Source organism: Actinocrispum sp. NPDC049592 (genome assembly GCF_040675465.1).
GTDB lineage: Bacteria > Actinomycetota > Actinomycetes > Mycobacteriales > Pseudonocardiaceae > Kibdelosporangium.
Genome location: NZ_JBFAPA010000007.1, coordinates 298,711 through 321,489 on the forward strand (window position 1 = coordinate 298,711; position 22,779 = coordinate 321,489).

Below are 22,779 nucleotides of genomic sequence, written 5' to 3' on the forward strand. Positions count from 1 at the left end.
GCCTAGCCTGCCAGTAGGCAACGTCACACCGGCGGTTAGGACGGAGGCGCCTCATGCGGATCGCGGACGTATTGCGCACCAAAGGCTCGACGGTGGCGACAGCGGAACCGGAGACCACGGTGACCGAACTGCTCGCCATGCTGGCCGGGCACAACATCGGCGCCATGGTCGTGCTCGCCGCCGACGGCACGGTGGTCGGGATCGTCTCCGAGCGGGATGTGGTGCGAAGGCTGAACGAACGCGGCGCCGCACTGCTGGACCGGCCGGTCTCGGAGATCATGACGCCCGAGGTGTTCACCTGTCAGCCCGACGACTCGGTGGACAGCCTGACCGTGCTGATGACCGAACGCCGGATCCGGCACGTTCCGGTGGTCACCGAAGGCAGGCTGGTCGGCATCGTGAGCATCGGTGACGTGGTCAAGAGCCGGATCAAGAAGCTGGAGGAGGACCAGCAGCAGCTCGAGGCCTACATCACGCAGGGCTAGTGAGCTTCGCCAGGACTGCGTCCAGTTCGGCGTCGGTCAGCTCGACGCCGAACTGGTCCCGCAGGGTCTCGACGGCCTGTTCGGGGGTCAGCGTCCGCTGTGAACGCACGCCTTCCGGGCCCTTCACGGTCAGCTCGGTGCCGCTGAGCACGAGGTGCTCGTCCTCGTCCCGCGACTGCGCCACCAGCCGGTTCACGAAGGGGGATCCCTGCCAGGTGGCCGTGTAGTGGTTGGCCATCAGGTAGTCGGCCGGGTAGGTGTGCTCGATCGCGAACGCGTACAGGTCCGACCAGCCCTCCGGGCCGAGCAGCTGCAGCACCCAGATGTCGTCCTCGCGGGTCAGCCGGAACGTCCAGGACCCGTGCTGCACCGTGGTTTCCCGCAGTGGCACGGGATCGAGCAGGTTCGCGCCGAAACCCACGTCGGTCAGGAACCGTTCACCGTCCACAGTGGCCAGAAGCATCATGTGCGTGCGCGGGCGGACGGTTTCCGGACCGCCCACGCGGGTGCGCGCGGCCAGGCGGGTCACCTCGATGCCCAGGCGTTCCAACGCGGCCGCGTACAACGTGTTGTGCTCGTAGCAGTAGCCGCCGCGGCCGCGCTGCACCATTTTCGCTTGCAGGCTCGGCAGATCCAGCGCGGGAACGCGGCCGATGTACGGGTCCACGTTCTCGAACGGGATGTTCGCGCGGTGCCCTGCGGCGACCGACCGCAGGTTCGGCTTGTCCACCTCGATGCGCTTGAGGTACGCGTCCAGGTCCAGCTCTTCGATCCCCCACTGCGACAACGTGTTACTCCCGCCAGCCGATCATCTCCACGCCGCGTGCGACGTCCACCCGGAAGCCTACGGTGATCTCGCCGCTGGCGCCCGCGGCCAGCGGCAGCTTCCAGGTCAGCTCGCCCAGGTCGGTGCGCTCGTCCGGGTTCGGCTTGCAGGTCACCTCCTTGACCACGATGCTGTCGTCGCGCGACACCGGGATCTGGTCCAGGACGGTCACGGTGGTCTGGCGGCGGCCGAAGTTGCCGATCTTGATCCGGTACTCGGCCTCCCGCCTGCGGGTGCTGCCGATGATCGCCTTGCCCGCGGTGCGCCGGACGAGTTCGCGTTCGACCCGGATCCGGTCGTCCACGCCGAGGTTGAGCTCGACCTCCTCGCTCGGCGACCACACCTGCAGGCTGGTCGTGCCGACGAACTCCGACTCGTGGAACACCGACGCCTTGCCCGGCCGCAGGGTGTGCTCGGAGGTGTTCACCGCGGTGGCCCGCAGGTAGGCCTCGGGGCCGATGACCGGGGCGGTGACGTGGTCGAGCGACGCGGACAGGTCGATGACCGTGACGGTCGTGCGGTGCGCGGTCCCGTCGGATGGCACCGCGACCTGGCGCGTCGGCCGGTAGGTGGCCGCGGCGGCGCCGTGTTCGACCTCGTGGACTGCCCTGGTGAGCGCCTGCGCGGACCGGGCGGCGCCGGGCATCGCCATCTTCGGCGCGGGCGGCGGGGCCGCGGCTCCGTAACCCGCGACGGCGGTGTCCATCATCGCGGCCGGCACCGGCATGGGCTGGAACCGGTCCAGATACCAGGGGTCCAGTTCCGGCACCTGGGCGGTGACCGCGGGGCGGGCAGTGGACAGCGCCAGCTCGCACTCCGGCCAGTCCTCGCCGGTGCTCTGGGTGATCTCGGCGTGCCAGGTCAGGGTGAGCTGCTCGCCGGTCAGCCGGATGTCGTAGGTGGACTCCCACTGGGCCTGGTAGACCACATAGGACAGTTCGACCTCGACGTCACCGTCCTCCCGCACGTCCAGCTCGACGAACACGGCCTTGCGGTCCGGGACCTGCTGCGCGTGGTAGGCGGCCAGCGTGCGCTGGTGCATGTCGTGCTCTTCCTGGACCCGCAGCCGCTGCTCGGCCAGCTCCCGTTTGCGGCCAAGCGCTTTCGTCAGCTGGTAGCTCAGATCCCCGGACAGGCCGGCGACCTTGCGCGTCTCCATGGTCCCGGCGGCGAGTGCGCGGGCCAGCGGCCCGGTCATCCGGCGGCCCAGCGTGTTCAGCAGCTCGACGTGGCTGTCCTCGACGCTGGTCAGGTCGGCCAGCTCGGCGAGCTCGCCCTCCAGCGCCTCGATCTTGTCCTCGAGCTCCTTGACCCGGTCGTCCGGCGACTGGGTGTGCAGCTGCATGGTCACGTCGACACCCAGCACGGTCGCCGCCCCGCGCCCGCTCACCCGCACGGAATCCTGTTGCAGGCCAAGCGGAAGCCCGCCCACCGTCACGCGCTGCTGGCCCTGCGTCAGCGTCACCGTGGTCCGGCGCGTCACCCGCGCCTGGCCGGGGTACACCGTCACGGCCACGATCGGAGCCTCTGTCCGCACACCGCTGGTCACCCGGTGAGGCTACCGGCATTCCCACTCAGCCCGGCCGTGCCCCGGCATCCCGCGCGGCTTGGCCTGCCTCCGGAGTCCAGCTCCTTCCGGGTGCCTCGGGGATCCCGGACCCCTACTTGGTCCCGCCGATCATTTCCGGCGTGCAGCACGCGCGGTCTCGCCTACGCTGGAACACGACCCGCGCTGGGGTCGCGAGGCCGGCCGCGTGGCGCGAGCCGGAAATGACCGGCTTCCGGCGACCAAGCCCGTCCGAGCGAAGCGAGGACAATTGACACAGTTCGCGATCTCCTTGCCGCAGGCCGAGTTCGATCCCGGGGCATTCCGGGCATTCGTGACCAGGGCCGAGGAGCTGGGGTTCGACAGCGCGTGGACGCAGGAGCAGGTGCTGGGGTCCGCGCCGCGGCTCGGGCCGGTCGAGGTGATGACGTACGCGGCGGCGTGCACGACGACCCTGCGGCTGGGCTGCGCGGTGTTCGTCAGCACGCTGCACAGCCCGTTGCACCTGGCGAAGAGCATCAGCACGCTCGACCACCTCAGCGGCGGCCGGGTCGAGGTCGGCATCGGCGCGGGTGGGCCGAGCCGGGCGCTGTCGGCGTTCGGCGTGTCCCGCGACGGCCTGGTCACCCGGTTCACCGAGGGCCTCGCGTTGATGAAGGCGGCCTGGACCGAGCCGGAGATCACCTTCCAGGGCCGGTTCTGGCAGGTCGAGGGCCTGCGGATGGAGCCGAAACCGGTGCAGAAGCCGCACCCGCGGGTCTGGATCGGCGGTGGCCACCCGAACGCCGTCAAACGCGCCGCGCACCTCGCCGACGGGTTCTTCGGCGCCGGGTCGAGCACCACCGAGGCGTTCGCCGAGCAGGTCAGGATCCTGCGCGAGGCGCTCGGCGGCCGCGAGTTCCCGATCGCCAAACGCGTCTACATCCGGGTGGACGACGACACCGACCGCGCCCGCCGGCACATCTCCGACGATCTCGACAAGCTGTACGGGTTCTTCGGGATGAAGGGCAAGCTCGCCCCCGTCGCGGTCGCGGGCACGCCCGAGGACTGCATCCGCGGCCTGCGCGAGGTCGAGGCCGCCGGCGCCGAGCTGATCCAGCTCAACCCCATGAGCGACGACGCCGCGCAGCTGGAACGCCTGGCCGCCGAGGTCATCCCCGCCTTCGCCTAGAGCGCGGACATCCAGGCCGCACACTGCCAGCTGTGCCCGGCGTGCTTCACGCACGGCCGGAAGGAGCGGCCGGGCACCTGGTTGACTGCCTTGGTCGTGACGCTGGTGTGTCCTTTCGCGACAGTCGCGTGGCAGGGATGCCACGTCCGGTGCCCATCATCCGACCAGTCCAGCGAAACGACGTCTCCCGCCTTGAGCCCATGTCCCCACACCCAGAAGATGGGCTGGTTGTTGATGACCGGCCGGATGCTCATGTAGAGGGTGCCGGTTGCGTTGCCGCCCGTAATCGCTTGGACATGAGCAGAACCTCCCTGACTGCTGGTGTGGAAACACCAGCGTGCCTCAGGGAGGTTCGTTCCCGCCGGTCCAAGCCCTTGCGTGGCAAGGGTTTTGGCAAGGTCTAGGTGTCCGCGTAGAGGGTGATCGTGGTCCAGGCGCCCATGTGGATGCGGTCGCCGTCGGTCAAGGGGCGAGGGGTGTTGGGTTTGAGGTTGTCCTTGCGGTAGTTGAGGAAGGTGCCGTTGGCGGAGTTCATGTCGACGACGGCCCAGCCGCCCTCGGCGTTGGCGACCAGCAGGGCGTGCAGGCGGCTCACTCCCGGGTCCTCAGGCGGACCGGTGAGGTCGATGTCCGGCAGGATCCCGCGGGTGGCGCTGCGGCGCCCGACGCTGACCTGGTCGCCGCGCAACGGGAAATGCCGGTCCGGGCAGTACGGCGGGAACTGGATCGAGTCGGCGTCCGGCCCGCCGTCCGCTTTCACGCTCTCGTAGTACTTCCGGTCCGCGGACACCACCACCGACCACGTCGAGACCTTGGGACCAACGGGCGCCGCCACAACCGGGGCCGAGACCGGCTCAGGCACAGCGGAAACAGCGGGAGCGGCCGGCTGGGCCGCGGGGATCACCGCGAGGGAGTCCGCGCCGCAGTCCTCGCAGAACCGGTCGTCGAGCGGCGCCCCGCACGACGGGCAGTTGCGAGCCTCCTCCTGGACGACGGGAGCCGCGGCGGCGACGGCGGGCGTGGAGTCGAAGGCCAGCCCGCAGACGTCACAGAACTCCTCGTCGGCCGAGTCGTGGCCCTGGGAACAGGTAGGCATCAGCTCTCACCTTCGCCGGACTTCCTGCCAACGCGCTTGGTCACCTGCGACCGGCTCTCCAGCGTCATCGCGTCCACCGTGCTGACATCGCGTTTGAGCCGGACAGTGCCCCGTGCGGCGTCCTCCACATCTACCACTTTCGCCAGCAGTTTGGCGGTGTCCTCGTGCCCGGACTCGTGCGCGATGGCCACCGCGCGGCCCAGTTTCGCCGTCGCGGTCTCGATCTGGCCCGCGCGCTGCGCCTCCAGGCCCTCCTCGATCACCTGCGCCAGCTCGGCCTGCCCGGTGTAGTGCGCGACCTCGGGGTTGATCTTGGTGGACAGCGCGGTGTCGTCGGTCCACACCGCGAGCACCTTGCCGTTGCCAAGCACCTCACCGCCGGAGGCGACCAGGCTCACCCGGGCGGCGAGCATCTTGTCGCCGACGTTGGCCGGTGCCACCTGGATGCACACGTGGTAGTCGCGGCTCTCCGAACCCCACGAGCCGGTGGGGTAGTCCCCGCTGCGCGGCACCGAGTCCACCCGGCGCTCGGTCAGGTCCTGCAGCGACGGCTCGACCTGCTTGACGAACTTCACGGTCGCGCCCTGCGGGGTCCACACCCGCAGCGCGACGTCCGCGACCTCCTTGCCCATCGCCGCAGTGGTCATCGCGCGGAAGTCCGCCTCCAGGCCCTCCGGCTCGGCCACGATGTCCACGCTGCCCAGCAGGGTGTCCGCGATCTTGCGCAGTTCCTTGACCTCCCAGTCGGTTCCGACCCCGCGGCAGTCGCACACGAACTGCCCGTTGACGTTCGCCAGGATGCGTTCCAGCTTCTTCGGCCGCTCATGGACGTTCTGGCCGTCGGTGAGCAGGATCGCGTGCCGCAACGGGTTCGACTGGGTGGCGAACAGCTCCTTGGCCAGCAGCAGCCATTCGCCCATCGCGGTGCCGCCGTCCGCGCGCAACGCGTTCACCGCGCGCTTGGCCTCCTCGCGGCTGATCATGCTGGCGCCGCGCATGCCCAGCTTCGGAGGGTAGACCAGCTCCGCGATGTCGGTCCCGGCGACCACCGCGAAGTTCACGCCGTCGCGCAACGCGTCGATCGCCGCCGCGGTCGCCCGTTTGGCCGCGGATAACTTCGTCGGCGGATGGTGCATCGACCCCGAGGTGTCGATGATGATCACCTCGGCGGCCGGTTGTGCCGAGGACGAGGACAGGGACGCCGACCCGCTGCCGGTCGAGGTGACGGTGACGATCGCGTTGACCTCGGCGGCGCCCTGCGGCAGGAACTCGTTCTGGTAGACCTCGACCTGGAAGTCCGGGTGTGCGCTCATCATCTCTCCTTGAAGGGGAACGGGACCACGACGGTGGTGATGTTGTCGTGGCCGCCGAGGTCGAGGGCGACAGTGGTCAGCTCCGCCGCGAGCTTGAGCGGCGGCGCGTCGGATGTCTTCTCCGCCAAGGACTCCGCCTCCGGCAGGTAGTTCCACAGGCCGTCGCTGCACAGGATCAGCCGGCCGGGGCCTTCGGGTGTGAGCACGGTGATGTGCGGGGGAGCGGCCTCCGCGTCGGCGCCGACCCACCGGGCCAGCGCGTGCGCGTTCAGTGCCGCGGACGCCTCGTCCTCGGGCAGGCCCGCGGCGACCAGCTGGGCCGCCAGGGTGTCGTCGGTGGTGAGCCGTTTCGACGGTGTGCCAGGGGAATCGGAGACCCAGTAGGCGCGGCTGTCGCCGATCCAGCCGACGGTGATCTCGTCCGCGGTCACCACCGCGGAGACGAACGTGCACGAAGGCGCGGTGTCCGGCGAGTTCGGCCGCGCCAGCTCGCCCACCGCCTTGTACGCCGCCTCGGCACCGTCGTCGGTCGCCTCGCGCGCGCCCTTGCCCTCCATCAGTGCGTCCACAATGGACTCGATGGCCGCGTCCACGCCCGCCTGCGAAGCCGAGTCCGCGCGCTCGGTGGACCCCACCCCGTCGCACACCACCACGACGATCGAGGACGGGTCGTCCACCGGGCCGAGGACGCCGAACGCCATCGAGTCCTCGTTGCGCGCCCGCGCCCGGCCCCGGTCGGACACCCCGGCGACCAGGTCCAGGTCGAACTCCATCCGGTCGCGCCCGGCGGGCTGGGCCAGCCCGCACTTCTCGCAGAACCCGTCCTTGCCCATCTCGGCGGCGCCACAGCCCACGCAGGTGTCCGCCGAGATGGGCCCGAACGGCCCGCCGGACGGCGTTCTGCGCAGCTGCAGGCTGCCACCGCAGTTCTCGCAGTAGCGGTCGGTCGTCTCGGCCGGCTCGCCGCAGTCAGGACAGTTCAACGCGGTTCTCGTTTCGTCGTCTAGATCCAGGTGCGGGGCCGGATCCGGTTGGCGTGGTCCACCAACGCGATGCGCTCCCGGCGGGTTCCCGCCTGCCGGGCCAGCGCGCGGTAGGTCCGCTCCAGCCCACGCCGCAGGTCGTCTTCGGCCAGGCGGCATCCCAACACGGTGCCAGACGCCCCGTTCGGACCGCTGCGCACCCACGCGAACGCGGATTCCAGCAGGTCACGCGAGGCGTGCGCGCGCCGCGAGTCGTCCAGGTCCAGCCCGGCCAGCTGGCTGCCGGCGAGCACCAGATCCTGTTCGGACAAGCCATCCGATCGTCCGACGCCGGTCCGCGCCCGGATCGCGGCCAGCTGGGCGGCGAGGTGGTGGCTCGACGTGTCCGGCACGGAGTTGAGCACGTCCACAGCCTCCCGGCGTTCGCCGCGGCCCTGCAATGCCCGGGCGAGCCCGAAAGCCGCACTGATGAACGTCCGGTCGGTTCGCCAGACGATCCGGTAGTACTTGTCCGCCTCCAGTAAGTCGCCCTCCGCCTCGGCGCACACCGCGATCGCCAGTTTCGGCGCCGCCTCGCCGGGAACGGCGTCGTAGACCGTCTCGAACGCCATCCGCGCGGCACCGGGGTTCTGCTCGGCCAGCGAGGCCAGCCCGCGGTGCCAGGCCACCCGCCAGTCGCCCTGGGTGATCTTGGTGGTGTTCAACGTCTTCTTCGCGCCGGCCAGGTCGCCCAGCTCGATGTACGCCCGGGCCAGCCGGAGTTTCACCTCGGCGCTGGACACCTTGGCCGCCTTGAGCTCCTCGACCAGTTGCGCCGGATCCGTCGCGGTCACCCCGGCGAGGAACACCGCGCCCGGATCGGCCGCGTCCACCCGCGGAATCGGCAGCGACTGGGCCACCACACGCAGGTCGAGCGCCTCGGTGATGCCGAAACTGCGCCGCTCCGGGGTGAACTCGACCGAGATACCCGGCCGGGGGTCGCCGTCCTGCGCGGCGGCGACCTCCCGGAACACGCCCTCCAGCTGGTCGCGCATCTCCTCGGCGGAACCGAACCGCTGGGCCGGGTCGACGTGCGTGGAGCGCAGGAGCAACCGGTAGAACGACTCGTACTCGGCCAGCAGCGGCTGTTCCGCCGGACCGGGCAGGGTCGTCTTGTACGTGTTGTGGAAGTCGAACGGGAACGCCATAACCGCCAGCGCGCGGCCCACGGTGTACACGTCGGTCACCGGGCTGGGCAGCTCCTTGCCGACCTCCGGCGCCTGGTAGCCGGTGGTGCCGTAGATCGGGCTGTCCTCGTCGTCGACGTGCCGCACCGCGCCCAGGTCGATCAGCTTGAGCTGCTCCTCGACCTGGATCATGTTGTCCGGCTTGAAGTCGCAGTACGCCAGGCCGATCCCGTGCAGGTAGCCCAGCGCGGGCAGGATCTCCAGGGTGAACGCGATCGCCTGGGTCAGCGGCAGGCAGGCCTGCGGGTTGTTCCCGGCCAGCCGTAACGCCCGCACCATGTCCTTGATGGACGTGCCGCCGACGTACTCCATCACGATGTAGCCGGTGGTGGTGTCGCCGTGCTGGTGCTCGACGAAGTTGAAGATCTTGACGATGTTCGGGTGCTCGACCTGCGCCAGGAACCGGCGTTCGGCCATGGCCGCGGCCATCGCGTCCGCGTCCCCGGTGTCCAGCAGGCCTTTCAGCACCACCCACCGGTCGGCGACGGCGTGGTCCAGCGCCAGGTAGATCCAGCCGAGGCCACCGTGCGCCAGGCAGCCCAGCACCTCGTACTGGCCGACCCGGTCACCGGGGTTGAGCTTGGGCCGGTAGTCGAAGTTGTGCCCGCACTTGGCGCAGAACCCGTGCACCCGCCCGGGTTTGTCCTCCCGGCCACGCCCGACCTTGGCCCCGCACTTGCTGCAGAACCGCTTGTTCTCCGGCACTTCCGGGTTGGTCAGCACGGCCTCGCGCGGATCCCGTTTGGGCACACGGGGAATGTCCACGATGCCGCGGCCGAGCAGGCCGCGGTTGGTCGACCGGGTCGAGCCGCGGCGCGAGGTCCGCGAGGACGACGCGCTGGTCGGCGAGGTCCACGCGGTCGCCCGGCTGGTGCTGGACGTGCGAGAGGACGGTGTCGACGACGACGGTGTTGCTGACGGGGGCGGCGCCGTGGACGAGCTCAGCGGGGCCGGGGCCTGCAGGCCGCAGGTGTCGCAGAAGCCGTCCTCGTCGATGGTGCCGTCGCACCCGGTGCGGGGGCATGTGGTCACGAGACACTCCTCTTGTCCTGCAGTGCCTGCTGGTAGCGGTTGACGGCCCGGGTGGCGGCGGCGAGGTCGGTCGGCCGCGTGTACAGCACGGTGTGCGCCTCGCGGTGCAACGCGGACAGCTCGCGGTCTTCGGCGTGCCCGAGGCGGTTCGCCTTGGCGCGGTAGGCATCCAGCCGGCCGCGCAGCTCCAGCCTGCGGTCCAGCAACCCGGTGATCAACCGCAGCTGGGTGCGCGCCTCGGCCAGCGCGGAGGTGGCATCCCGTTCCAGGTCGTCCAACCCGCCCGCCAGCTCCCGCCACTGCCCGGCCCGCCACAGTTCCGGCAGCTCGGTCAGCCGGGCCCGCAAGGGCGGCAACAGGTCCGTGAGCCGGGGCAGGCCGGGGGACGCGATCTTCTCCAGCACGGTCGCGTACGCCAGCTGCGCCTGCTGTTGCGCGATGGTGATCTCCGCCAGCAACGCCTCGATCCGCGCGGTGTGGTCGTCGAAGGAGTCCTTGGCGGAGGCCAGTTTCGCCAGCCTTGTGCGCGCATCCGCCAGCTCGTCGGCGATCCGCTCCGGCGGGGTCACCTTGCCCATCGCCATCGGGTCGGACAGCGCCAGGCTCCGGATCTCGGACAGCTCGCGGTCGATCCTGGTCAGCCCCGGATCCTCAACGCCAAGCGACGCGGCGACTCCGGCGACGGAGCGCAGCTCGGTCTCCAGCGGGTCAAGCTGTTTCACCGTCGTGGTCCACGCGGTGTCCGCCACGGCAAGCACTTCGGCGACCGACGCGTAGGCCGCTTTCATCCGTTCGACCAGCTGGGTCAGCGTGACCCGGTCGCTCACGATCGCCGGACCGGTCAGGCCGCGCTGCTCGATCGGCACCTGCTGGGCGTTGAGCTCCACGACCGCCTCGGTCAGCAGCGTGGTCACCTCACCCAGCTCGGCCGGGCCCGGCCGGGACTTGCGCGACAGCACCTCGTTGGCCTGCTCCAGCAGCCGCCGGTGGGTGTTGAACTGCTCCCACAACACCGCCATCGACGCGCTCGCCTCGTCCCACCGGCGTTTGGTCAGGCCGGTGAGCGTGGCGTTGCGCAGCAACTGGTTGCCGGCGTGCGAGTCCATCGCCACCAGCGCGTCCGCCATCCGGTCGCTCTCCGCGCCGAGCCGCTCCAGGGCGTGCACGGCCTCTTCCTGGCTCAGCACGGGATCAGTCCTTGTACCGCGGGACCGGGGCGGCCGGCGGCGGACCGGGGATCAGGTCGTCCAGCCAGCGCTTGTACGACGCCGACCAGTAGCCGCTGGCGATGTCCTGCGCGATCACGCCGTTGACGAACCGGACGAAGTCCACATTGGCCTTCGGGATCGCCATCCCGTACGGCTCGTTGGCCAGCGGCGTGCCGACCACCTCCGTGTACCGGTCCTGCGCGGCCATCCCGGCCAGGATCACGTCGTCCGTGGACACCGCCTCCACCTGGCCCTGCTGCAGCATCACCAGGCAGTCGGTCCAGTCGGAGACCTTCACGCCGATCGGCTTGGACCGCGCCTGCGCGATGTTGCTCAGCGAGGTGGACCCGTTGGTCGCGCACACCCGTTTGCCGCCGAGCTGGTCGATCCCGCCGATGCCGGAGTTCTTCTTCACCAGCACCTGCTGCTTGGCCTCGTAGTAGACGGCCGAGAAGTTCACCTTCTCCAGCCGGTCGCAGGTGATGCTCATGGTCCGCACGACGATGTCCACGTCACCGTTCTCCAGCGCCGGGATGCGCTGGTCGGACGTGACCGCGCGCAGCTGGATCGCGTTGGGGTTGCCGAAGATGGCCTGCGCGATGCTCTTGGCCATGTCGATGTCGAAACCCTGGATCTCCCCGCTGAACGGGTCGCGGAAGCCCACGTTGTAGGTGTTCTGGTCGACGCCGACGACGAGCTTGCCGTGCTGGGCGATCTTCTCCATGGTCGACCCGGCGGGCATCTGGCCCGGCCTGGGCAGCGCGCCCTCCGGGCGCCAGCTGGCCAGCTTGTCGCCGCACTCCTGCCTGGTCACGCTCGGCGGCGCGGTCAGGTCCCCGGCGTTGGCCGGTTTCGGCACGACCGCGGACACGGCCAGCCGTTCGGTCGTGGTGCCGCCGCCGCTCGTGCCACAGGCGGTCAGCACGATCGCCGCCACGCCCAGGGCGGCCGCCAGTCGCCGGTTCATCGGTACTCCTTCAGGCGCTGCCAGATCCCCGCGGCCGCCCCCGCAGCGACCACGACGGCCAGCAACACCACTGCGACCACTGTGCCACCAAGCGCGTCGCTCGCGTCACGGATTCGCGCGGTGAACGACTGCCTGGTCTGGTCGATGGCCTTCTGCAGGTTGCCGTCCAGCTGGTCGAACGCGGTCCCGGCGCCCTCCGGGGTGGGGTCGATGGCCAGTTTCACCGCGGTGCCGTAGTCACCCGAGTCGTCTGCCGCGCGGACCTTGTCGTGCGCGGACGCCCACGCCTGGCCGCGGTTCCAGGCGTCGTGCACCCGGTCGCGGACCAGGTCGTCGGTGGCCTGGGACTGCGCGGAGTTCAGCAGGCCCTTGAGCTGCTCGGTCTTCTTGACGTAGTCGTCCTGGTAGGCCTTGCCGGTGCCACGGGCCACCAGGGTGAGCGTCTCGTCGGTCCGGGCCTGGAGGGTCGAGATGCGGGCCTTCGCCAGCACGTCGGTCTGCGTGGATCCCTTGGTGCGGCTGTCGTCCACGCTGCCGATCACGCTGAAGCTCGCGACCGACACCCACAGCAACGACACCACCGCCGCGGCGGTCGCGAACAGCAACCCGATGTTGAACACGCGGTTGGTGTGCCTGCGCATGTACACCTGCGCGACGATCAACACGCCGAGCACCAGCAGCCCCAGCAGGATCTCCACGACCGGGAACGCCCCGGCCCGGTCCTGGTCCGCGGACACCCGGCCGGACTCGGCCTCGTACAGCGACTGCGCCGCGGGGAGCAGCTTCGTGCTCATCAACGTGGACGCCTCACGCTGGTACGCAACGCCCAACGGCAGACCCTGGCGGTTGTTCGCGCGCGCGGTCTCGACCAGTCCGGTGTACACCGGCAACTGGCCTGCCAGTGTCGCCAGCGGGCTGCCTGCGGCGGTCACATCCGCGGTGTCCCGGGCGGCGATCGCGAACGCCAGCGAGTTGCTCGCCTGCGCGATGTCCTGCTCGTAGCGCGCCCGGACCGCGGCCGGCTCCAGCCCGCCGGACAGGAACGCCCCCGTCGCCGTGGCGTCCGCGTCCGACAACGACCGGTAGATCTCCTGCGCCGCCTCGCTCAACGGCCCGCTGCGCGCCGACAGGTCATCCAGCGCCTGCACCCGCCCCTGCACGCTGATCGCGCCGAACACCCCCGCCGCGAGCCCCACGACGACCACGAGCAGCGCCAAGGTGCCGAGCACCCCTGGTGTCGTCCTGGCCAGCGACCTGACCTGGCGCAACGGCCGCACGGCCGTGCTGTCCTGAGTGGTGATGGTCATCCCCGGTCACCCGCTGCCATACCGCAGTCCCACCCCTCACTACGCCGGTCTCCCCATAGCCGGTGATGATCCCCACATTAACCCGAAGACCGGCTTCCGCGAGGTCCGTTGACACACTGGCTGTGGACAACTCCATCTCTTCTCCATAACAGCATGGACACCTGGGGACAGCTCCCCGGAACGATCCGTGTTGTTGGTCCTCGCTTCGCTCGGACGGGCTTGGCCGCCGGGAGCCGGTCATTTCCGGCTCGCACCACGCGGCACCAGCCCGGGTTTCCTTCCGGCGCGGGCAAGGCCGGGCGTGGTGCGAGCCGGAAATGACCGGCGCGGCCAAGCCGGTTTGTTCCTGACTTGACGCTCGTGCGTTTCGGTACTGGAATGCGGAAATGGACAGCGTGGTCGGGGACGTGACGTGGCGGAAGGCAGCCCGGCGGCTCGTGCCGTACCTGGGGCTGCTGTACTTCGTGAACTACCTGGACCGGGTGAACATCGGGTTCGCCGGGCCGAACGGGATGTCCAAGGAGCTCGGGCTGACCGCGACGGCGTTCGGGTTCGCCTCCGGCGTGTTCTTCATCGGGTACCTCATCCTGGAGGTGCCCAGCAACCTGGCGCTGCACCGGTTCGGCGCGCGCCGGTGGATCGCCCGGATCATGATCAGCTGGGGCATCATCGCCACCGCGGTCGCGTTCGTGCCCAACCCGACCGTGCTGGTCATCCTGCGGTTCCTGCTGGGGGTGGCCGAGGCCGGGTTCTTCCCGGGGATCATCCTTTACCTCACGTACTGGTTCCCGGCCGCGCACCGGGCCCGGATGGTGGCCTGGTTCATGGTCGCCATCCCGGTGTCCACCGCGGTCGGCTCGACCGTGTCCAGCCTGTTGATCAAGGGCGGCGAGGGTGTGTTCGGGCTGTCCGGCTGGCGGTTCATGTTCCTCGTCGAGGGCATCCCGGCGATCCTGCTCGCGTTCGTCACCTGGTTCTACCTCACCGACCGGCCCAGCGACGCGAAGTGGTTGACACCAGAGGAAAGCAGGTGGATGCAGGACCAGCTGGACCGCGAACGCGCCCAGACCGAGCAGGAGCACCGCTGGACCTTGCGGAAAGCCCTGACGCACGGGCGGATCATCGGTCTGGCGTTCGTCTACTTCGGAAACGTCTACGGCCTGTACGCGCTGAGTTTCTTCCTGCCCACCATCATCGCGGACTTCCAGCACGACTTCGGCACCACGTTCTCGATCATCGAACGTGGGCTGATCACCGCGATCCCTTACGCGGCAGGGGCGATCGCGATGGTCTTCTGGGCGCGGCACGGTGACCGCACGGGCGAACGGGTCTGGCACGTGGCCGGGCCGATGATCCTCGGCGGCATCACCATCCCGGTCGCGTTGTACCTCGGCAGCCCGTTCGCGGTGATGGTCGCGGTCACCATCACAGGGATCTGCATCTGCTGTGCGCTGCCAACGTTCTGGGCGCTGCCGTCGACGTTCCTGGCCGGTACCGCGGCTGCGGGCGGCATCGCGTTGATCAACTCCATCGGCAACGTCAGCGGGTTCGTGGCTCCCTACGTCACCGGCGGCCTGAAGGACCTGACGAGCACCGACCGCGCTGGGTTGTGGGTGGTCGGCGCGTGCATGGTCGCGGGCGCGGCACTGGCGTTGGTCCTCAAGGCGGCACCGCGGAAAGACACGACTTCCGGCGCCTTGACAGCGGACTTGGACGGCGGCAAGGGTTCGGACTGACCCTGTTTGCCGTTCTCCCTGGGGAGTTGCCTGTGCGGCGTGTAGTGACCATGCTTGCCGCGGTTGTGGTGGCCCTGCCGTTGGCTTCGGCGACGGCGTTCGCCGCACCGGCGCAAGGACCTGTTTTCGTTGACGGACAAGCGCAACCGGTGTTCGACCCGACCGACATCGTGCGCGACAACCTGTGGGTGACCGCGCCGGTCGACAGCGACCGGGACGGCAAGGACGACCTCGTGCACGTCGAGGTGGTCCGGCCGCGCGCGACCGAGCAGGGCCTGAAGGTTCCTGTTGTCTACCAAGCGAGTCCGTACTACGCGGGCGGCAACGACGTGCCGAACCACGACGTTGACGTCGAGCTGAACGTGCCGACACGGGGCCACGGTGGTCACCACGGCGCGGACGAGCGCCTTGCCGCGGCCGTCGGCCCGAACCCGCAGATCACCTGGCGCTACGAGTCGTACTTCATCGCCCGCGGGTTCGCTGTGGTGTATGGGGAATCGCTCGGCACCGGCCAGTCGACGGGGTGCCCGACCTCCGGCGGCCGCAACGAGACCATCGGCGCGAAGTCCGTTGTGGACTGGCTGAACGGCCGGGCCCGCGGCCAGGACGCCGCCGGGGCGCCGCTTGCGGCCAAGTGGTCCAGCGGCAAGGTCGGCATGATGGGCGTGTCCTACAACGGAACCCTGCCCAACGCGGTCGCGACGACGGGTGTGCGCGGCCTGGAGGCGATCGTGCCGATCGCCGCGATCTCCAGCTGGTACGACTACTACCGCGCGGATGGTGCGGTCGTCGCGCCTGGCACGTTCCAGGGTGAAGACCTCGACGTGCTCGCGAAGTACGTCTACACCCGCGCGGACCGCGAGATCTGCAAGCCGGTCATCGACGAGATCGAGAAGCAGCAGGACCGCGTCACCGGCGACTACAGCGCGTTCTGGAACGAGCGCAACTACCTCAAGGACGTCGGCAACGTCCGCGCCGCGGTCCTCGAAGTGCACGGCCTGAACGACTGGAACGTCAAGGACACGCACGCCAACCAGTGGTACGAGGCGATCAAGCGCGTCGGCGTGCCGCACAAGATCTGGTGGCATCAGGCCGGTCACGCCGACCCGTACAACCTCCGCAAGGACGAGTGGCTGGTCGCGCTGAACCGCTGGTTCACCCGGTTCCTGTACGGCGTGCGCAACGGTGTCGAGAAGGAGCCGCACGCGACCATCCAGCGCGAGGACATGTCGTGGGTCGACGAGGCCGAGTGGCCGGCGCCCGGCACCTCGCCCGCGTCGCTGTTCCCCGGCGCCGGTGGCAGCGCCCGCGGTCCGCTGACCCAGTCGCAGACCCACCGGCCGGTGATCGAGTCACTCACCGACGACTCGTCGATCCACGCCGAGACCCTCGCGGACGCGCCCAGCTCACCGAACCGGCTGGCGTACACGACCGGTGTGACCAAGACGCCGGTGCGGCTGAGCGGCAAAGCCACGGTGGACCTGCGGGTGTCGTTCACCCGCCCGGCCGCCAACGTGACCGCGCTGCTGGTCGACCGGGGCCCGGACGGCAAGAGCAAGATCGTCACCCGCGGCTGGACCGACCCGCAGAACCGGATCAGCCCGTGGATCACCACCCCGGTGACCCCCGGCCGCAAGTACCCGGTCGAGGTCGGTTTCGAGCCCAAGGACTACGTGTTCGCGGCCGGCCACACCATCGAGTTCGTGCTGTTGTCGAGTGACTTCGACTACACCCTGCGGCCCAAACCGGGCGCCGGGATCTCCCTCGACCTGTCCCGCACCGAGGTCCACCTGCCCATCGTCGGTGGTCAGAAGGCCCTTCGCGGCGCACTGTAGATCCACTGGATCACAGCCAGTCCCTATGCGGTCCTCAGCTGATCCACAGCTGGGGACCGCATTGTGGTGGGTGAGGGGCTGTATCGGGAGCAGGGAGGGACGCCATGCTGCGCGACGAGGTGATGACCTGGGACACGGCCAGCCGCCAGGGCGGCCGGCGGTTCAACGCGGACGCGGTCGGGGCCGCCCGGGACGGTGACGGGATGGTGTTCGCCCTCGCCGACGGCATCGGGGACAGCATGTGGGCCGCCGAGGCCGCCCGCGTGGCCTCCGACATCGCGGTGCGGACCCCACGGCCGGCCGGGCCGGTCGAGGCCATCCTGGCGGCCCAACGAGCGCTGCACTCCATGCACACCGGCGGCGACTGCGTCATGGTCGTGGCGATGGGCGACCAGATCGCCTGGGTCGGCGACGTCCGCGCCTACGGCTGGGACGGCAGCCAACTGGTCCAGCTCACCTCCGACCAGACCCTCGCCGAGTACTTCCGGTCCCACGACGCCATCCCCACACCCCGGATGGAACACGTCGTGACCAACTCCCTGCGCAACACCCGCCCGGACCAGATCGGCCTGGTGACCGCCCACAACTGCACCAGCATCCTGCTCACCAGCGACGGCGTGCACAAAACCCTGTCCCCGGACCTGATCCAGGGCATCCTCGCCGAAACCGGGACCACGGCGCTGACCCGAGTGTCCACATTGGTCGACACCGCCATCGTCATGGGCGCCACCGACAACTCTACGGCCCTGCTCGTGATGAACCGCTAGTCCACCTCGAGCAGTTCGGTCAACTCCGCCTCGATTCTGGCGTCCGCGATGCTTTCGGTCGTGGACAGCTTGCCGGTGGTCCCTTCCTTGAGCAGGGCAATCTCAGGCTGGAGCGAGTCCAGGGCGTCCACTCGGCCTGCCGCACTGCCCGATGGATCTCTTTGCGAAGCTCGCTTTCAGCGTCTCTTCCCGTTTTGCCTTCCAGGCGATCTGGCGGCCGATCTTCCGGCCTTGGCACCACGCGCGGAACATCGTCTCGGTGCGCCTGACGCGCTTTCGGGTTTCGGTGAGGTTGCTGGCCTCTCGTCGCCGCTGGTGGATTTCGTCGACAAGCCCGCGCATTGTGGGAGTGATGTACTTCTTGTCCACGCCGCCTCCCGTCCGAGTCAGGAGGAACACCGTAGTCTTCTTCAAGACCAACAAAAAGTGTCTGTGCGGCCGCTGGTGATGAACCGCTAAGCGCGTTTGGGCATCTCGTTGTTCTCGGCGGTGAGCGTGGCCCGGAGCCGCTCCGTGTCCCGCCGCAGGGTGGTCAGCGCCTCCTGGTACGCGGCCAGCTGAGCGATCCGGACCGCGTCGGGGGCCTTGCGGGTGGCGAGCTTCGACCGGACGCGGTTCAGGTAGTGGTACGGCAGCTGATGTCCGGCGGGCGCCGCGAGGTTCACGTCACGGGCCTCGTACGCGACCATCCAAGCGTCCTCGAGCACCTCATGTGCCCAGGCTTCCAAGGTCTTCTCCGGGGTTCCGGCCAGATCGGCGCTCGCGGCCTCGACCGTCTCGTACGCTTCGCCGATCGACTGCAACAGTACTTCGCACTTGCTGATCGTGCGGATCCGTCGCTGTTCCGGGGACTCCGCGAACCGGTCGGGCCCCTTGTCCGTGCGGGAGACCTTCCTCCACCACCGCATGCGCACCACAGTAAAGCAGGTCAACACCAACAAAAAGTGGCTTGTGCGGCCGCAGGGGCACCGCACAAGCCACTTCGTCCGAAAGGGCTACCAGACCTTCAGCAGCTGCGTGCCGTGGCTGGGGATGGTCGCCTCGTAACCGTTCTTCTTGAACCCGAGGAACTTGTCGGCCCAGACGTCCCGGGTGAGCCGGTAGCCGTTCAGCCCGATGTCGCTCCAGTTGACGTTCACCTTGGCGGGGGCGGAGCCGAGGTTGAACAACGCCACGGTGTACGAGCCGTCCTTGTTGCGGGCCCACCAGACCTGCTGGTCGCCACCGGCCTTGACCGGCTTGGCGGGGCGGCCCTGCTGGTTGAGGGCGAGGACTTCCCGGTTGGTCAACAGCTTCACGCCGAGGTCGTCCAGTTGCGTGACGTCGTCACCGGTGTACAGCGGTGAGGACGTGATGGCCCAGAACGTCATGTACGCGTAGCGCTCGTCGTCGGTGAGGCCGTCCATCTTGCCGTTGCCGACGTCCAGTGAGTCCAGGTCGTGCCAGCCGCCCGGACCGGAGAACGGCAGCCACGCGGGCAGGTCGTTCCACCGGTCGTTGACCGAGTTCTCCCACGTCACCAACGTGTCGCAGTAGCACTCGACGTCGGTCTCGATCCGCCAGCCCTGCGAGATCCGCTGCCAGTCGGAGATGTAGTTGATGTCCAGCGACCAGGACAGCTCGACGTGCACATCGCGCCCGGTCTTGTTGAACGCCTTCTGGTACGCGGCGATCTCGTCGCGGTTGTCGTACTGCGGGCCGCTCTTCCACGAGCCCGGGCCGACGCCGTCGATCTTCAGGAAGTCGTAGCCCCAGCCGGCGAACATCCGCGCGATGGAGTCGATGTACTTCTGCGCACACGGGTTCGAGAAGTCGATCTTGTACGAGCTGTCCCACCCGTTGGTGGTGCGCTTGTCCGGGAACACCAGGTTCAGCGTGGTGCACCCGGGCGCGCCCTGCACCGGGTGACCGCCGTCGTCGACGACACCCTTGGCCAGGCCGACCGGGATGTAGATGCCGGCCTTGAGGCCCTTGTGATGGATGTAGTCGGCGACCCACTTCATCCCGTGCGGGAAGCGTTCCGCGTTCGGGGTCGGGCGGCCGTACTGGTCATAGCCGAAGTTCCACTTCCAGTCGGCCCACCAGCCCGCGTCGATGTTGATGTACTCGTAGCCGTAGCGCTTGAGCTTCGAGGCCACCGCGTCGGTCTGCTTGAGCACGTTGGCCTCGGACAACCAGCTGTAGTCGCCCTTGTCGTTCAGACCCGGGTACTTGCTGGACTGCATGCTCCAGCTGCTCCAGCCCATGTAGGGCTTGTCAGCCTGGCCATGGTGGCCGTAGTGGTCACTTTCCGGCGCGGCCGCCGACGCGGGCACGGCGACGGTCGTCGCGAGCACGGCGCCGAGCAGCACCGTGAGCGATCTCTTCAGCATGGCGCTCCCTTGCGCGTCTCAACTGATCTTGTAGATAACGGCGTCCTCGGCCGGCACGGTGATCGAGGCGTTGCCGTAGGAGGTGAAGCTCTTGCCGGACCACAGTTCCCGGAACGTGGACCGTCCACTCAGGCCGATCCGGTCGCCGTCGATCCGGAACGACCGTGCGGCCTTGTCGAAGTTGAACACGGCCAGGTAGGTGGTCCGGCCGTCGTTCAGCACATACATGTTGTTCGCCTTGAACCCGGTGTCGCCGTTGACCGGCCGGAACGAGCGGCCGAGCCGCGCGACCTTGTTGATCTCCGGGTTCTGCAGGAACTTCTCGGCCCGCTCACGCAATGCGGGTTCGCGGTAGTCGTCGCTGATCAGGTACACACCGGTGAGCACCGACGAGGTCACCCGGGCGCGGTTGTAGTTCTCCGGCCAGATCCTCGGTTGCGCGGGATCGGTGCCGTCGAACAGCTTCGCGTTGTTCCCGCTGTCGTAGTAGTAGTTGCCGAACTGGATGTGGTCGGCGTCGTTGTAGTTGTACATCTCGTCCAGCCACCAGCCGTAGCTGAGCGAGTTGAGCAGGTACTCGGTGCTCTTCTGGTAGTGCGCGGGATCGGTCTCGTGCCAGTTGTTCATCGAGCCGTGCACGTCACACGAGATGCGCCGTGCGTTGCCGTACTGGCCCATGAACAGCGGCGAGATCGCCAGGTCGATGAACGTGTCGCTGCCCGCGTACCCGACGACCTGCTGCATTCCCTTGTGGAACGCCTGCATTCCGGTGTGGACGGTCTGGTCGTACCAGCTGTCGGACTCCAGCATGGCGTGGCTGAAGAAGTCCATCTTCACGTACCGGCTGCCGCTGCCCGGTGACCTTCGCGTTGGCGCGGCCGAAGGTCTCCATCCCGGTGCGCCAGTCGTCGAAGTAGCCGACCATCATCCGCGGCGAGGTCACAGTCTTGCCGGTGACCGGCCGGTGGGGGAGCAGCTCACGCGGCTTCTGGTACTTGTTGTCCGCGGTGCCGTAGTCGTATTGGTAGTCCGTCAAGCCGGCGGTGACCTCAAGGCGATCCAGCTTGCCGCGGCGACCCTGCCCCGTGATGCCAGACTTCCAGGTGTCGTGGTCGATCGAGCCGAACACGAACCCGTGCCGGCTGGTGTCGTCGAACACCGTGGTGACTTCGAAGCTGCGCTGCTTCGAGGTGATGTCGTTGATGGGCTTGGACTCGTAGCGGACCCAGTTGTCGTTGTCGACGGGTACCAACAACATCCGGCGGTCACCGTTGGTGCCGATGTCCACGCCGCCGGGGGAGTCGACGAGCACCGGCGTCATCTGGTTGGTGCTCAACGTCTGGTCGGACGACAGCTCGATCTGCACGTAAAAGTGGTCGGGACCGTCGAAGCTGAACTTCTGCTTGAAGGTCGGCAGGCCCCACCGGGTGCAGGTCACGGTGAACCGGTCGTACCGGCAGCCGCCCCGGTAGTCCTTAGTGGACACCGTGCGGCCGGCGAGTTTCACGGAGCTGGAGAAGTCGCTAATGCGCTTGGCGCCCCGCCAGTACACGTCGGCGGTGCCTTTGCCGGTCTGATAGACGATGGTGACGTTGTCGTGCCGGATGACAGCCGCCGAGGTGGCCGCGCTGGGCGCCACCGAACCGGCCAGGACCGAGAGAACGATCGCGGATAACGCAACTACACGTCTCTTCATTGAAACGCCCCGTCTGTTGGTCAGGATTCGAACAGCGTCCGCACGGCCACGGCCGCCGCGCCCCGGGCCCACTCCTCGAACGGCAGCGGGCGCAGGATGAGCTCACACTGAGCCGCGGCCCCGAATGCCTGGGTGGCAAAGGTTTCCCGGATCTCGTCGGCGAACAGGTCGTACGCGTCCAGCCCCTCGCCGGACACCACGATCCGCTCCGGGCCGGCCAGGTTGGCCATCGCGGCCAGGCCGCGGCCGATGGCCACGCCCGCCCGGGCGAACACCCGCCGTAGCGCCACATCGCCCATCCGGGCGCCGGTGATCACCTCGTCCATGGTCAGGCCCGGTTCACCGGTCGCCGTCCTGGCCTGCGCGACGATGGCGTCGGTGGACGCGATCGCCTCGACGCACCCGGTCGCGCCGCAGTGGCACAACGGGCCGTCCCCGGACACCGGGATGTGGCCGATCTCCCCGGCCACCCCGTGCGCCCCGTTGACCACACCACCGTTGATCACGAGCCCGCAGCCGATCCCGGTACCCAGGGTGACCAGGGCGAACGACTGCGCGCCGATCCCGTCGCCGAACCACTGCTCGGCGACGGTGAGCGCTTTGACGTCGTTGTCGACGATGGTGTCTAGGCCGGTCGCCTCGGCCACGGGCTCCGCGAGCTGCACGTCCCGCCAGTGCAGGAACGGTGAGTAGCGGACGAGCCCGGACACACGGTCCACATCCCCGGCGACGGTCACGCCGAGTGTCCACGTCCGCTTGCGGTAGCGCGGCGAGTCGTACGTCAGGTCGCCGACCAGCTCAGCGACGTCCGACACGACCGCGTCGGCCTTGCGAGAGGTCAGCCTGCGGTGCTTGGCGGTGTGGATCCGCGCCTTGAGGTCGGTGACGACCCCGATCAGCTCACTGTCGGTGATCTTGACCCCGACGAAGAACTCCCGGTCGGCCTGCACATCCAGGGGGCTCGCCGGGCGGCCGACGTTGCCCTGCTCTGAGTCGAGTTCGACCAAGTACCCGGCTTCGATCAGCGGGCGAGCCGCTTTGGTGACCGCCGCCGAGGACAGTCCCGTGCGTCGCGCGACGTCCACACGCGACACCGGGCCCTGGGTCAGGACCGTGGTGAACACGGTGGCCGCAGCCGGGCTGGTGACCGGCGCACGTTGCGTCTGGCGTCGGGAGGACATGGTTGGGTAGCGTAGGTTTAGAAAATTAACTT

General features: G+C 68.8%; 21 protein-coding genes. 5 read left to right on the forward strand and 16 right to left on the reverse strand.

Annotated elements, in window-relative coordinates:
* Positions 1 to 53: 53 nt before the first annotated feature.
* Entirely contained in the window at positions 54 to 485 is a 432-nt protein-coding gene (locus AB0J95_RS20340) for a CBS domain-containing protein (protein WP_364759613.1), read from the forward strand.
* Here the strand turns inward: AB0J95_RS20340 and AB0J95_RS20345 are convergent.
* Entirely contained in the window at positions 472 to 1,272 is an 801-nt protein-coding gene (locus AB0J95_RS20345) for an arylamine N-acetyltransferase (protein ID WP_364759616.1), read from the reverse strand. The two genes, AB0J95_RS20340 and AB0J95_RS20345, sit on opposite strands and share 14 nt — an antisense overlap.
* Before the next feature lie 4 nt (positions 1,273 to 1,276).
* On the reverse strand, positions 1,277 to 2,860 hold the full coding sequence (locus AB0J95_RS20350; protein ID WP_364759619.1) for a mucoidy inhibitor MuiA family protein: 1,584 nt from the start codon (positions 2,858 to 2,860) through the stop codon (positions 1,277 to 1,279).
* 268 nt (positions 2,861 to 3,128) lie between these two features.
* Here AB0J95_RS20350 and AB0J95_RS20355 point away from each other — a divergent pair, with 268 nt between their 5' ends.
* Positions 3,129 to 4,028, forward strand: a complete 900-nt coding sequence (locus AB0J95_RS20355) for an LLM class flavin-dependent oxidoreductase (protein WP_364759622.1) — start codon at positions 3,129 to 3,131, stop codon at positions 4,026 to 4,028.
* On the opposite strand, the gene AB0J95_RS20360 is transcribed toward AB0J95_RS20355, so the two are convergent.
* The 8 genes from AB0J95_RS20360 to AB0J95_RS20395 form a co-directional block, all read right to left on the reverse strand.
* A complete protein-coding gene (locus tag AB0J95_RS20360; RefSeq protein WP_364759625.1) occupies positions 4,025 to 4,282 on the reverse strand; it encodes a hypothetical protein in 258 nt (85 codons plus the stop codon). The genes AB0J95_RS20355 and AB0J95_RS20360 overlap by 4 nt on opposite strands.
* Positions 4,283 to 4,428: 146 nt before the next feature.
* Positions 4,429 to 5,124 (reverse strand): FHA domain-containing protein, encoded by a 696-nt coding sequence (locus tag AB0J95_RS20365; RefSeq protein ID WP_364759628.1) that lies wholly within the window; start codon positions 5,122 to 5,124, stop codon positions 4,429 to 4,431.
* A complete protein-coding gene (locus AB0J95_RS20370) occupies positions 5,124 to 6,437 on the reverse strand; it encodes a VWA domain-containing protein (protein WP_364759631.1) in 1,314 nt (437 codons plus the stop codon). Before AB0J95_RS20370 ends, AB0J95_RS20365 begins: the two co-directional genes overlap by 1 nt.
* Positions 6,437 to 7,420, reverse strand: a complete 984-nt coding sequence (locus tag AB0J95_RS20375; protein WP_364759634.1) for a PP2C family serine/threonine-protein phosphatase — start codon at positions 7,418 to 7,420, stop codon at positions 6,437 to 6,439. Before AB0J95_RS20375 ends, AB0J95_RS20370 begins: the two co-directional genes overlap by 1 nt.
* Positions 7,421 to 7,440: 20 nt before the next feature.
* Entirely contained in the window at positions 7,441 to 9,678 is a 2,238-nt protein-coding gene (locus AB0J95_RS20380) for a tetratricopeptide repeat protein (RefSeq protein ID WP_364759637.1), read from the reverse strand.
* Positions 9,675 to 10,865, reverse strand: coding sequence for a hypothetical protein (locus AB0J95_RS20385; RefSeq protein WP_364759640.1), 1,191 nt, complete (start codon positions 10,863 to 10,865; stop codon positions 9,675 to 9,677). The genes AB0J95_RS20380 and AB0J95_RS20385 overlap by 4 nt, the downstream gene beginning before the upstream one ends.
* A 4-nt stretch (positions 10,866 to 10,869) precedes the next feature.
* Positions 10,870 to 11,853: a glutamate ABC transporter substrate-binding protein gene (locus AB0J95_RS20390; protein WP_364759643.1), complete on the reverse strand. Its 984-nt coding sequence runs from the start codon at positions 11,851 to 11,853 to the stop codon at positions 10,870 to 10,872.
* Complete coding sequence (locus AB0J95_RS20395) at positions 11,850 to 13,160, reverse strand: hypothetical protein (RefSeq protein WP_364759646.1); 1,311 nt, start codon at positions 13,158 to 13,160, stop codon at positions 11,850 to 11,852. Before AB0J95_RS20395 ends, AB0J95_RS20390 begins: the two co-directional genes overlap by 4 nt.
* Before the next feature lie 386 nt (positions 13,161 to 13,546).
* On the opposite strand from AB0J95_RS20395, the gene AB0J95_RS20400 reads away from it, so the two are divergent.
* The 3 genes from AB0J95_RS20400 (at position 13,547) to AB0J95_RS20410 (ending at position 17,498) form a co-directional block, all read left to right on the forward strand.
* Positions 13,547 to 14,896 carry an MFS transporter gene (locus AB0J95_RS20400; protein ID WP_364759649.1) on the forward strand — a complete coding sequence of 450 codons (1,350 nt, stop codon included), beginning with the start codon at positions 13,547 to 13,549 and terminating at the stop codon, positions 14,894 to 14,896.
* 50 nt (positions 14,897 to 14,946) lie between these two features.
* Positions 14,947 to 16,731, forward strand: coding sequence for a Xaa-Pro dipeptidyl-peptidase (locus AB0J95_RS20405; protein ID WP_364759991.1), 1,785 nt, complete (start codon positions 14,947 to 14,949; stop codon positions 16,729 to 16,731).
* A gap of 104 nt (positions 16,732 to 16,835) precedes the next feature.
* A complete protein-coding gene (locus AB0J95_RS20410; protein ID WP_364759652.1) occupies positions 16,836 to 17,498 on the forward strand; it encodes a serine/threonine protein phosphatase in 663 nt (220 codons plus the stop codon).
* On the opposite strand, the gene AB0J95_RS20415 is transcribed toward AB0J95_RS20410, so the two are convergent.
* The 6 genes from AB0J95_RS20415 to AB0J95_RS20440 all read right to left on the reverse strand — a co-directional run bounded on the left by AB0J95_RS20415 (position 17,495) and on the right by AB0J95_RS20440 (position 22,747).
* Positions 17,495 to 17,629 carry a hypothetical protein gene (locus tag AB0J95_RS20415; protein ID WP_364759654.1) on the reverse strand — a complete coding sequence of 45 codons (135 nt, stop codon included), beginning with the start codon at positions 17,627 to 17,629 and terminating at the stop codon, positions 17,495 to 17,497. The genes AB0J95_RS20410 and AB0J95_RS20415 overlap by 4 nt on opposite strands.
* Positions 17,630 to 17,953: 324 nt before the next feature.
* Positions 17,954 to 18,406 carry a hypothetical protein gene (locus AB0J95_RS20420; protein ID WP_364759656.1) on the reverse strand — a complete coding sequence of 151 codons (453 nt, stop codon included), beginning with the start codon at positions 18,404 to 18,406 and terminating at the stop codon, positions 17,954 to 17,956.
* 87 nt (positions 18,407 to 18,493) lie between these two features.
* Positions 18,494 to 19,870 carry a glycoside hydrolase family 27 protein gene (locus AB0J95_RS20425; protein ID WP_364759658.1) on the reverse strand — a complete coding sequence of 459 codons (1,377 nt, stop codon included), beginning with the start codon at positions 19,868 to 19,870 and terminating at the stop codon, positions 18,494 to 18,496.
* A gap of 18 nt (positions 19,871 to 19,888) precedes the next feature.
* Complete coding sequence (locus AB0J95_RS20430) at positions 19,889 to 20,614, reverse strand: hypothetical protein (protein WP_364759660.1); 726 nt, start codon at positions 20,612 to 20,614, stop codon at positions 19,889 to 19,891.
* Positions 20,511 to 21,566: a hypothetical protein gene (locus AB0J95_RS20435; RefSeq protein ID WP_364759662.1), complete on the reverse strand. Its 1,056-nt coding sequence runs from the start codon at positions 21,564 to 21,566 to the stop codon at positions 20,511 to 20,513. The genes AB0J95_RS20430 and AB0J95_RS20435 overlap by 104 nt, the downstream gene beginning before the upstream one ends.
* Positions 21,567 to 21,586: 20 nt before the next feature.
* Positions 21,587 to 22,747 carry an ROK family transcriptional regulator gene (locus AB0J95_RS20440; protein WP_364759664.1) on the reverse strand — a complete coding sequence of 387 codons (1,161 nt, stop codon included), beginning with the start codon at positions 22,745 to 22,747 and terminating at the stop codon, positions 21,587 to 21,589.
* Positions 22,748 to 22,779 lie beyond the last annotated feature (32 nt).